At 62.8% G+C, this 11,402-nt stretch carries 11 protein-coding genes; all 11 read left to right on the top strand.

The window, feature by feature from the left end:
• Positions 1–75: 75 nt before the first annotated feature.
• The 11 genes from AWB69_RS02060 to pyrF all read left to right on the top strand — a co-directional run bounded on the left by AWB69_RS02060 (position 76) and on the right by pyrF (position 11,388).
• Positions 76–1,239, top strand: a complete 1,164-nt coding sequence (locus AWB69_RS02060) for an IclR family transcriptional regulator (RefSeq protein ID WP_407923004.1) — start codon at positions 76–78, stop codon at positions 1,237–1,239.
• Complete coding sequence (locus tag AWB69_RS02065; RefSeq protein ID WP_062081586.1) at positions 1,236–2,261, top strand: 2-dehydro-3-deoxygalactonokinase; 1,026 nt, start codon at positions 1,236–1,238, stop codon at positions 2,259–2,261. The genes AWB69_RS02060 and AWB69_RS02065 overlap by 4 nt, the downstream gene beginning before the upstream one ends.
• A 14-nt stretch (positions 2,262–2,275) precedes the next feature.
• Positions 2,276–2,953: a 2-dehydro-3-deoxy-6-phosphogalactonate aldolase gene (locus AWB69_RS02070; protein ID WP_062081588.1), complete on the top strand. Its 678-nt coding sequence runs from the start codon at positions 2,276–2,278 to the stop codon at positions 2,951–2,953.
• Positions 2,950–3,720, top strand: coding sequence for an SDR family oxidoreductase (locus tag AWB69_RS02075; RefSeq protein WP_062081590.1), 771 nt, complete (start codon positions 2,950–2,952; stop codon positions 3,718–3,720). Before AWB69_RS02070 ends, AWB69_RS02075 begins: the two co-directional genes overlap by 4 nt.
• 121 nt (positions 3,721–3,841) lie before the next feature.
• Positions 3,842–4,852, top strand: a complete 1,011-nt coding sequence (locus AWB69_RS02080) for an arabinose ABC transporter substrate-binding protein (protein WP_062081592.1) — start codon at positions 3,842–3,844, stop codon at positions 4,850–4,852.
• Between the two features lie 91 nt (positions 4,853–4,943).
• A complete protein-coding gene (gene araG / locus AWB69_RS02085; RefSeq protein WP_062081594.1) occupies positions 4,944–6,461 on the top strand; it encodes an L-arabinose ABC transporter ATP-binding protein AraG in 1,518 nt (505 codons plus the stop codon).
• Between the two features lie 27 nt (positions 6,462–6,488).
• The gene (araH, locus tag AWB69_RS02090) at positions 6,489–7,481 is read left to right on the top strand and encodes an L-arabinose ABC transporter permease AraH (RefSeq protein WP_062081596.1); all 993 of its coding nucleotides are present in this window, start codon (positions 6,489–6,491) and stop codon (positions 7,479–7,481) included.
• Between the two features lie 31 nt (positions 7,482–7,512).
• Positions 7,513–8,304 carry an SDR family NAD(P)-dependent oxidoreductase gene (locus AWB69_RS02095; protein WP_062081599.1) on the top strand — a complete coding sequence of 264 codons (792 nt, stop codon included), beginning with the start codon at positions 7,513–7,515 and terminating at the stop codon, positions 8,302–8,304.
• Positions 8,301–9,188: an SMP-30/gluconolactonase/LRE family protein gene (locus AWB69_RS02100; protein WP_062081602.1), complete on the top strand. Its 888-nt coding sequence runs from the start codon at positions 8,301–8,303 to the stop codon at positions 9,186–9,188. The genes AWB69_RS02095 and AWB69_RS02100 overlap by 4 nt, the downstream gene beginning before the upstream one ends.
• Positions 9,189–9,359: 171 nt before the next feature.
• Positions 9,360–10,469: an aldose 1-epimerase gene (locus tag AWB69_RS02105; protein WP_062081604.1), complete on the top strand. Its 1,110-nt coding sequence runs from the start codon at positions 9,360–9,362 to the stop codon at positions 10,467–10,469.
• A gap of 103 nt (positions 10,470–10,572) precedes the next feature.
• Positions 10,573–11,388 (top strand): orotidine-5'-phosphate decarboxylase, encoded by an 816-nt coding sequence (gene pyrF / locus AWB69_RS02110; protein ID WP_062081607.1) that lies wholly within the window; start codon positions 10,573–10,575, stop codon positions 11,386–11,388.
• The last annotated feature ends 14 nt before the right edge of the window (positions 11,389–11,402 follow it).

The raw sequence follows: 11,402 nt of genomic DNA on the forward strand, positions 1-11,402 counted from the left end.
CGCGACGCGTGGCTCTAAAATCCGATCACAGCCAAAACGGCAGTTGCAGGCGGTCCGGGTTTTCCCGAGGATCGCGTGAAACGAAAAAAGCACTCGGAGACAAGTCATGCCAACGTCAGCGACATCAGCGCATTCGGCGCACTCGCATCTGCACTCGCATCCATGCGTCTCGCACTCCTTATCGATGATCTCCCGCGCCGTTTCCCGCGCGACGCTTCGCCGCGTGCCATTGGCGCGGTAACCCGCGTCGTGAACGAACGCTCAGTCATTCTCAAGCCGCGAACATCGAGTGCCATGACCAAGACCCTGAACACCACCGTTGAGCATGAATTGTCGATGGAGCGCACGGCCGGCAAACCGGCAGCGCCCGACGCAGATGACGCAAGCGGAGCGAGCGAGCCGAGCGGAGCGCAGGCATCGGCGGCTGCACTGCTCGACCTCACGCCGCAGCAAGCCGGCACGCAAACCCTGCTGCGCGGCCTCGCGATTCTCGAAGCCGCAGCCGGCGGCGCGCGCGATCTGCGCAGCATCGGCGCGGCGCTCGGCACGACTCGCAGCACGACGCATCGTCTGGTGAGTTCGCTGGTGCAGGCGCGCTACCTGCGCCAGGTCGGCGGCGGGTATCTGCTCGGCCCGAAGCTGATCGAACTCGGCACGATCGCGCTCGAACAAATGCCGCTCACCGCAGTCGCGCGTCCGCATCTGCAGGTGCTCGCCGAGCATACCCACGACACCATCCACCTTGGCGTGCGTGACGGCGACGACGTCCTCTACATCGACAAGATTCCCGGCACGCGCGGCCTCGAAATGCGCTCGCGGGTAGGTCACCGGATGCCGCTGGCATCGACGGGAATCGGCAAGGCGATGATGCTCGACCTGCCGCCCGAGACATGGTCGAAGCTGCTGGAGGCGTCGCATCGTGTGCTCGCGAAGGTGAGTTTCAGGCCCGATCACCAGCCGGATATCGATACCTTCATCCAGCGCATGACGCGTTATTCGCAAGGCGGCTTCACCTTCGATCTCGAGGAAAACGAAGCGTCGATTCGCTGCGTTGCGGCGCCGGTGCGCGACGCGTCGGGGGCGATCGTGGCGGCCCTGTCGGTGGCGAGCACGATTCCCTACATGCCGTCCGAGCGCATGGAAGAACTGATTCCGGTCGTGCAGCGCGAAGCGCGCGCGATCTCGCAAGAACTCGGCTGGCGCGTTCCGCAGCCCGCAACACGCAGGATCAAACGATGACGCGGACCGACATATCGGCCGAGACGCAACCGGCCCGCGCTGCAGAGGCGCCGGCTCTCATAGCAATCGACTGGGGCACGACAGCGCTGCGCGCCTATCTGCTCGACGCAAGCGGCGCGGTGCTGGATACGCGGGCATCGTCGGCGGGCATCATGAATCTGCCGAAGCCCGCAGCGGAAGGCGGCTTCGACGCCGTGTTCGAAGCAACCTGCGGCGTATGGCTCGCCGGCGGCGCGCCGCTTCCGGTGATCGCGGCGGGCATGGTCGGCAGCGCCCAAGGCTGGATGGAAGCCCCGTACGTGTCCACGCCCGCCGATCCGGCCGCGCTCGTAGCGGGCATCGTGCGCGTGAAAACGCACAAGGGCGTCACCGTTCACATCGTGCCGGGCGTGCTTGAAGACGGCACCTTGCCCAACGTGATGCGCGGTGAGGAAACGCAGATCTTCGGTGCGCTCGCGAGTGATACGGCGCTGGACCACGAACCGTACGGCGGCCTGATCGGCTTGCCGGGAACGCATGCGAAGTGGGCGGTTGTGTCGAAGGGACGGATCGAACGGTTCTACACCTTCATGACCGGCGAGACCTACGGCGCGCTGCGCGACCACACCATCCTCGGCCGCACGATGCGCGCGCCCGATCACCAGGACATGGACGCGTTCATACGGGGTGTCGATACCGCCAAGGACGCCGGCCACGCGGGTTTGCTCGCCACCATTTTCAGCACCCGCACGCTGGGACTGACCGGGCAACTGAAGCCGGAGCAACAAGCGGATTACCTCTCGGGCCTGTTGATCGGCCACGAATTACGCGGCCTCAATGAAGTGCTGGCGCGTGAGCAAGCGGACCTCGCGGGCAAGGCGTTAAGGCTGATCGGCAACGACGCGCTGTGCGAACGGTATCGCCACGCGCTCGCGCGTTTCGGTTGCCACGATGCGCGGACCGTCGCGCACGCGACCGAGCGCGGGTTGCATCGGATCGCGCTGCAGGCCGGCCTGATCCAGTCGAGCGCCGAGCGCATCTAATCAGGAGCAGGACCATGCAAATCGATATCAACCTCCCCGCACCGTACACGCCGCACGCAGGCCTCGCCGCTGCGTTCGAACTGTGTCCGCTGATCGCGATCCTGCGCGGCGTAACACCGGCGGACGCTGCTGACCACGGCCGCGCGTTGTACGAAGCGGGCTTCCGGATCGTCGAAGTTCCGTTGAATTCGCCGCAGCCGTTCGACAGCATCGCGGCAATCCGTCAGGCGCTGCCAGAGGACGCGATCGTCGGAGCGGGTACGGTCCTGCATCCGCATTACGTCGATGAAGTGAAGAAGGCCGGCGGCGATCTGATCGTGATGCCGCACAGCGACGGCGATGTCGTGCGCGCCGCGAAAGCACAAGGGCTTGCCTGTGCGCCGGGCGTCGCAACGCCGAACGAAGCGTTTATCGCGCTGAAGAACGGCGCAGACGTGCTGAAGATGTTTCCCGCCGAGCAGCTTGGCGCGCACGTGGTGAAGGCGTGGCGCGCGGTGATTGCAGCACGCGTGTCGCTGGTGCCGGTCGGCGGGATCTCGCCGGACAACATGGGACCGTTCCTGACGGCGGGCGCGAACGGCTTCGGCCTGGGCTCGGCGCTGTACAAACCGGGTCAGAGCGCCGCAACGACGGCATCTCACGCTAAGGCGTTCATCAACGGATTGGCTGTCGCGCGAGGCCAGAAGAAATGAACCGGCTCGAAGGTAAGGTCGCGGTCATCACCGGCGCCGGGCGCGGCATCGGCGCGGCGATTGCCGGCGCGTTCGTTCGTGAAGGCGCGGCCGTGGTGCTCGCGGAGCTGGACATTGCACTAGCGCGGGAAACGGCGGCGCGGATCGGATCGGCGGACAACGTGCTTGCGGTGCAAACGGACGTGACGCAAAGCGCATCGGTGCAGAATGCCGTCGGCGAAGCCGAAGCGAAGTTCGGCCCCATCGACGTGCTGGTGAACAACGCGGGCATCAACGTGTTTTGCGATCCGCTGACCATGACCGACGACGACTGGCGCCGCTGCTTCGCGGTCGACCTCGACGGCGTCTGGAACGGCTGCCGTGCGGTGTTGCCGGGCATGGTGGAACGCGGGCGCGGCAGCATCGTGAATATTGCATCCACGCACTCGTTCAAGATCATCCCCGGTTGTTTTCCGTACCCCGTGGCGAAGCACGGCGTGATCGGGTTGACGCGGGCGCTGGGTATCGAATACGCGGGGCGGCAGGTGCGGGTGAATGCGATTGCGCCGGGTTACATCGAGACGCAACTCACGCACGACTGGTGGAATGAACAGGCCGATCCGGCCAAAGCGAAACAGGCAACGCTCGATCTGCAACCGATGAAGCGCATTGGCCGGCCGGAGGAAGTGGCGATGACTGCCGTGTTCCTCGCCTCGGACGAAGCGCCGTTTATCAACGCGAGTTGCATCACGGTGGATGGCGGGCGCTCGGCGCTGTACCACGACTGAAACCATACGAATACATAGCTAAGCAGCAAAGGATGACGCACTGGCCGTGGTGCGACGTCATGACAACAAGACGCGGCCAATACCTTCGTACCAACTAGACAGTCAAGTCAGGAGACAGACCATGAAACGCAGAATGTTCCTCACGCTTGTTGCCACGGCCACCGCAGCAAGCGCGACCTTGTTCACGGCGCCGGTGGCGCAAGCCGCCGATGACGTCAAGATCGGCTTCCTGGTGAAGCAGCCCGAAGAGCCGTGGTTCCAGGACGAGTGGAAGTTCGCCGAAATCGCGGCCAAGGCAAAGGGCTTCACGCTGGTGAAGATCGGCGCACCGTCGGGTGAAAAGGTGATGAGCGCGATCGACAACCTCGCCGCCCAAAAGGCCCAGGGTTTCGTGATCTGCACGCCTGACGTCAAGCTCGGACCGGGCATTGTCGCGAAGGCTAAAGCGGCCGGACTGAAGATGATGACGGTGGACGATCGTCTGGTCGACGGTTCGGGCAAGCCGATCGAATCGGTCCCTTACATGGGCATCTCGGCTTACAACATCGGCAAGCAGGTGGGTGACGGCATCGCCGCCGAGATCAAGAAGCGCGGCTGGAACCTGGCTGAAACCGGCGCTATCGACGTGACCTACGAGCAACTGCCGACCGCGCATGACCGCACGACGGGCGCTGCCGACGCACTGGTCGCAGCGGGCTTTCCGAAGGCGAACATCGTGATGGCGCCGCAAGCGAAGACCGACACGGAAAACGCGTTCAACGCTGCGAATATTGCGCTCACGAAGAATCCGCAGTTCAAGCACTGGGTGGCGTTCGGCCTGAACGACGAAGCCGTGCTCGGCGCCGTGCGCGCAGCGGAAGGCCGTGGTTTCAAGGCGGACAACATGATCGGCGTGGGGATCGGCGGCTCGGATTCGGCCTTGAGCGAGTTCAAGAAACCCAACCCGACGGGCTTCTACGCGACCGTCATCATCAGCCCGAAGCGTCATGGCGAGGAAACGTCGGAACTCATGTACACGTGGATCAAGGACGGCAAGGAACCACCGCTCGTGACGCTGACCACCGGCATGCTGGCAACGCGTGACAACGTGGGCGAAGTGCGCGAAAAGATGGGCCTGGCATCGGCCAAGTAAGGTCTTTTCGTATCAGGTATCGGTAGAGCAATACGGGCCGCAGCGTTTCGGCATGAAGCGCCGCGGTCCGCATGAAACATAAGGAGGCGATGTGTCTGCGACGCTGCGTTTTGACAATATCGGTAAGGTTTTTCCAGGCGTGCGCGCGCTCGACGGCGTGTCGTTCGACGTCAACGCCGGCGAAGTGCACGGCCTGATGGGCGAGAACGGCGCGGGCAAATCGACTTTGCTGAAAGTGCTGGGCGGTGAATATCAGCCGGATTCCGGGCGTGTCCTGATTGATGGCAACGAGGTGAAGTTCGCGAGCGCGGCCGCGTCGATTGCGGCGGGCATCGCGGTGATTCACCAGGAATTGCAGTACGTGCCCGATCTCACGGTCGCCGAGAACCTGCTGCTGGGTTCCTTGCCGAACACGTTCGGCTGGGTGCACAAGCGCGAAGGGAAAAAGCACGTGCGCGAACGGCTGCTGCAAATGGGGGTCGATCTCGACCCGAACGCGAAGCTCAAGAAGCTTTCCATCGCGCAACGGCAGATGGTGGAAATCTGCAAGGCGCTGCTGCGCAACGCACGCGTGATTGCGCTCGATGAACCCACGTCGTCGCTGTCGCATCGCGAGACGGAAGTGCTGTTCAAGCTCGTGCGCGAGCTGAAGGCGGACAACCGCGCGCTGATCTACATCTCGCACCGTATGGACGAGATCTACGAGCTGTGCAATACGTGCACGATTTTCCGCGATGGCCGCAAGATCGCATCGCACCCGAATCTGGCCGAGGTGCCGCGCGATATGCTCGTGCAGGAAATGGTCGGGCGTGAAATTTCGGATATCTACGATTACAAGCCACGCAAACTCGGCGATGTGCGCTTTTCCGTGAAGAACGTGGAAGGTCACGCGCTGCGTGAACCGACGAGTTTCGACGTGCGCCGCGGCGAGATTGTCGGCTTCTTCGGGCTGGTGGGCGCGGGGCGCAGCGAACTGATGCACCTCGTCTACGGCGCGGACCATAAGAAGGCCGGCACGATCGAGCTCGATGGCCAGCCGATCAAGATCCGCAGCGCGGGTGAAGCGATCAGGCACGGCATCGTGATGTGCCCTGAGGACCGGAAAGAAGAGGGCATCGTGGCAATGGCGTCGGTGTCCGAGAACATCAACATCTCGTGCCGCCGGCATTACTTGCGTGGCGGGCTGTTCCTGGACCGGAAGAAAGAAGCCGCAACCGCTGACCGTTTCATCCAGTTGCTGAAGATCAAGACGCCGAGCCGCAAGCAAAAGATTCGCTTCCTCTCCGGCGGCAATCAGCAAAAAACCATTCTGTCGCGCTGGCTCGCGGAGCCGGAACTGAAAGTCGTGATCCTCGATGAACCCACGCGCGGCATTGACGTGGGCGCGAAGCACGAGATCTATAACGTGATTTATCAACTGGCCGAACGCGGCTGCGCGATCGTGATGATTTCGTCCGAGTTGCCGGAAGTGCTGGGCGTGTCCGACAGGATCCTGGTGATGCGGCAAGGGCGGATCGCGGGCGAATTGCCGCGCGGGAAGGCGACCGAAAAATCAGTGCTGAATCTTGCGCTGCCTGTGCAATCCGAACCGACTGCGCAGGCAGCCTGAAGTAAAAAAGTGGAGATGGAGGACATCATGGAAGTCAGGGAAAACATTACCAACACGCTGGTGCCAGCAAAGAACGACAAGCAGAAATGGTGGCAACAGATCACCGAATACAGCCTGGTCGTGATCTTTATCGTGATGTTCATCACGATGTCGCTCTCGGTCGATCACTTCTTCTCCATTGAGAACATGCTCGGCCTGGCGCTGTCGATTTCGCAGATCGGCATGGTTGCGTGCACGATGATGTTCTGTCTCGCATCGCGGGATTTCGACTTGTCGGTGGGGTCCACGGTGGCGTTCGCCGGCGTGCTCTGCGCAATGGTGCTGAACGCTACGGGCAATACGTTTATCGCGATTATTGCGGCGGTGGCGGCGGGGTCGGCCATTGGTTTTGTGAACGGTGCAGTGATTGCGTACTTGCGGATCAACGCGCTGATTACTACGCTGGCTACGATGGAAGTCGTGCGCGGGCTCGGGTTCATCGTGTCGCATGGGCAGGCGGTGGGCGTGTCGTCGGATACGTTTATCGCGCTGGGCGGCTTGACGATGTTCGGCGTCTCGCTGCCGATCTGGGTCACGCTGGCGTGTTTCATCGTGTTCGGCGTGCTGCTGAATCAGACCGTGTACGGGCGTAATACGCTCGCGATTGGCGGTAACCCGGAAGCGTCACGTTTGGCTGGTATCAACGTGGAACGCACGCGTATCTGGATTTTCCTCATCCAGGGCGCGGTCGCGGCGCTCGCCGGGGTGATCCTGGCGTCGCGGATTACGTCGGGGCAACCGAACGCCGCCGACGGCTTCGAGCTCAACGTGATTTCCGCGTGTGTGCTCGGTGGCGTGTCACTGCTCGGCGGCCGCGCGACCATCTCGGGCGTGGTGATCGGCGTGCTGATCATGGGCACGGTCGAGAACGTGATGAACCTGATGAACATTGACGCGTTCTACCAGTACCTCGTGCGCGGCGCGATCCTGCTTGCTGCCGTGCTGCTCGACCAGTTGAAGAATCGCGGCTCGCGTGACTAAATGCGGCGACTAAAAGAGAGGTTAGGGACAGATGGCCAGTTCAGTCGATAAAACCCTCGCGCGCTATCCGAGCCTCGCCGGAAAAGTCGTGCTGATTACCGGCGGTGCGACCGGCATTGGCGCGGCGTTCGTCGAGCATTTCTTCGATCAGGGCGCGAAGGTCGCATTCTTCGATATCGACACCAATGCCGGCGAAGCGCTCGCGGACCAGCTCGGCGCGGACCTGGCCGACGGGCAATTCCGGCCCATGTTCCTGCGCGTGGATCTCACCAATATCGACGCGCTGCGCAAAGGCATTGCCGATGTACGCACCACGTTGGGGCGCATCGGCGTGCTGGTGAACAACGCGGCGAACGACAGGCGTCACAAGATCGAGGACGTGACCCCCGAGTCCTACGACGCGGGAATCGCGGTGAATATCCGCCATCAGTTTTTCGCGGCACAGGCGGTGATTGACGACATGAAGCAGCTCGGCGGCGGGTCGATCGTGAACCTGGGCTCGATTAGCTGGATGCTTAAACAGGGCGGTTTTCCGGTGTACGTGACCGCAAAAGCGGCCGTTCAAGGTATGACGAATGGCCTCGCACGCGATCTGGGCCCGTTCAACATCCGGGTGAACACGCTTGTCCCGGGATGGGTGATGACGGACAAGCAACGCCGCTTGTGGCTGGATGAAGCCGGCAGGCGCGCGATCAAGGAAGGCCAGTGCATTGATGCGGAATTGCTGCCCGTGCATCTTGCGCGTGCCGCGTTGTTCCTGGCGTCTGACGACAGCAGCATGATGACCGCGCAGGAAGTGGTCATTGACGGAGGCTGGGCATGAAAGCGGATCTGCTGATCGACAGCCAATGTGCGCTGGGTGAGGGCGCAACGTGGTGTGCCGAAACCGGGCGTTTTTACTGGACGGATATTGAAGGCGAGCGTTTGTGGCGCTACGATCCACGCGATGCCGGTTCCGTTTCGTTCGCCATGCCGGAACGGCTTGCATGCTTCGCGTTATGCGCCGATGCTGACGTGCTGTTGCTCGGACTCGCTTCGCGGCTGGCGTTCTTTAGTCTGAAGACTGGCGCGATCGAAACGATCATGCCGGTGGAAGCCGATCTGCCGACGCGCATCAACGACGGCAAATGCGACCGCCAGGGGCGCTTCGTGTTCGGCACGAAACATGACGTGGAGAAGGCGGAGAAGATTGGCGGGTTTTATCGGTTGAACGGAGATCTGTCGCTTGAGCGTTTGCCGCTCGGCGAGTGTGCGATTTCGAACAGCATCGCGTTCAGTCCGGATGGGTCGCGCATGTATTTCTGCGATTCCCCGGAGCGCGAGATTCGCGTCTGTGATTACGATTCGTTTGCAAATCAGCGCGTGTTTGTCGAACTGTCAGATGCGAGCGGCGAGCCGGACGGTTCTGCCGTCGATAGCGATGGTGGCTTGTGGAACGCGCAGTGGGGCGGCGGCCGCGTGGTGCGTTATGACGCCGATGGCCGCGAAACAGCGCGCATCGAGGTGCCGACGGCGCAGCCAAGCTGCGTCGCGTTCGGTGGGGCGCAGTTCGGCACGGTGTATATCACGAGCGCGCGGGTCGGATTGGATGCAGGCGCGTTGCAGGACGATCCGCACGCGGGCGCGGTGTTTGTTGCGGCTATTGCCACACCGCTGGCGAGGGGTATCGCCGAGCCGGTGTTTCGCGGACATAACCGCGCGCAATGAGATGCGGGTCGGTGCAGCGGGGCTCTACACGCTGCACCGCAGATCCGCGGTATCACGTTCCAAGCAAAACACGAGTCGGCGCGCACGACGCGCCGCCCGCAGCTTCCCGGGCACACTGGCGCCTCAGGCCAGGACCACGGGATCGATCGCCTCTCGTTCGGAGTCAGCCATATGACCGTTGCCCGCTCAGCAGGAAGCCCCACGCCCACGCCAGCGTCGTCCCGGGCAGCAGTGCCCACCCGCCGCTCGAAGCTTGCCGCCGCGACGGAGCCGCCGATTCGCCCGGGGCCGGCGACGTCGGTCGTCGCAATGGGCGGTCCGGGTGTCAACGGTTGCATCACGCTGGCCAACGCACAATTACGCCTCGATGTCGCGCCCGCTCTCGGCGGCGGCATCACGCGCTTTGACTGGCGCAGCGACGGCGCACTGGTGCCGATCTTCCGGCCGTGCCTCGCGCCGAGCGCGGCCACCGATCCGAACGAACTCGCGTGTTATCCGCTGCTGCCGTATTCGAACCGCATCGGCGGGGGGCGGTTTCAGTTTTTGGGCCGCGGTGTCGATGTGCCTTGCAACCGGCCCGGCGAGCCGCTGCCGCTGCATGGCGACGGCTGGCTTGGCGCGTGGGACGTGGCGTCGGAGACTCCGACGCACGTGCGCCTGACCCTCGATCGCCGCGATGGCGCGCCGTATTCGTATCTGGCGACCCAGTCGTTTACGCTCGAAGCGTCGACGCTCGTGGTGACGCTTTTTATCCAGAACACCGGGCGCGATGCATTGCCGTTCGGGCTGGGATTGCATCCGTTCCTCACGCGCGAAGCCGATACCGAGTTGTCCGCGGCCGCCGACGGCTTGTGGCTTTGCGGCGACGACTTCCTGCCGATCCGTCACGTTCCGGCCCCGCCCGCGTGGCAATTCGGCGTGGCTTACCCCATGCCCGCAGCGATGGTGAACAACGCATTCACCGGCTGGAGCGGACGCTCGAGCGTGATGTGGCCGAAGCGGCGGTTGTCGCTGACCATTTGCGCCGATACCGATTACTACGTGCTCTACGCGCCGGCAGGCCAGAATTTCTTCTGCTTCGAACCCGTCGATCACCCGATCAACGCGGTGAATCTGCCCGGCGGCGGTGCGGCGCACGGCATGACGGTGCTGGCGCCGGGCGAAGGCCTGACGCGCGAGTTCAGCTTTACTGTTGAACGGTCAGGAGAAGCCAAGCGGCGCGGGCGGCCTAAGCAGCCCGCGGGGCAGAAAGCTCGCAAGACGGCGGCGGTCGTGCGGTGAGGCGGTTGCCGTTAGCGATTGGCCGTTAGCCGCGTGTCAAAGAACGCCGCGGCGGCGCGTTAAAATGCGGCATCGCTTATTTGCCCTTTCGTCCCGGATGCCCATGTCTTTCATCGAATCGCTCAACGCCGCCTGGTCGCGGACCCAGTCTCTACTCTGTGTCGGACTTGATCCGGAGCCGTCACGGTTTCCCGGTGCATTGAACGGCCGTGCTGATTCGATCTTCGACTTTTGCCGCGACATTGTTGACGCTACGGCGCCGTTCGCCTGCTCGTTCAAACCACAGATTGCGTATTTCTCGGCGCATCGGGCGGAGGATCAGCTCGAGCGGTTGATTGCGCATATTCACGCCGAGCATCCCGGTTTGCCCGTGATCCTGGACGCAAAACGCGGCGATATTGGCAGCACCGCCGAGCAATATGCAATCGAAGCGTTTGATCGATACAAAGCCGATGCCGTCACGGTCAATCCGTATATGGGGTTTGATTCGGTTCAGCCGTATCTGGAACATGACGGAAAGGGCGTAATCATTTTGTGCCGCACGTCGAATGCCGGTGGGTCGGATCTGCAGTTTCTTGAGGTCGATGGAACGCCGCTTTATCAGGTCGTGGCGCGGCTGGCCGCCGGGAAGTGGAATGCGAGCGGGCAATTAGGCCTGGTCGTGGGTGCGACGTTTCCCCGGGAAATTGAAGTCGTACGGTCTATTGTTGGCGATATGCCGCTTCTGATTCCGGGCATTGGCGCTCAAGGCGGTGACGTTGAAGCGACTGTTCGTGCCGGGCGGGATTCGTCGGGCAAAGGCGGGATGCTGATTAATTCTTCGCGCGCGATTATTTATGCGGGCAAGGGCGATGATTTTGCTGACGCTGCGGCCGAAGCGGCACGGCGGACGCGCGACGCGATTAATGCAGTGGTTTGAAGGGGTTGTCCGCT

The sequence above is a fragment of the Caballeronia udeis genome (genome assembly GCF_001544555.2).
GTDB classification, from domain to species: Bacteria; Pseudomonadota; Gammaproteobacteria; order Burkholderiales; family Burkholderiaceae; genus Caballeronia; species Caballeronia udeis.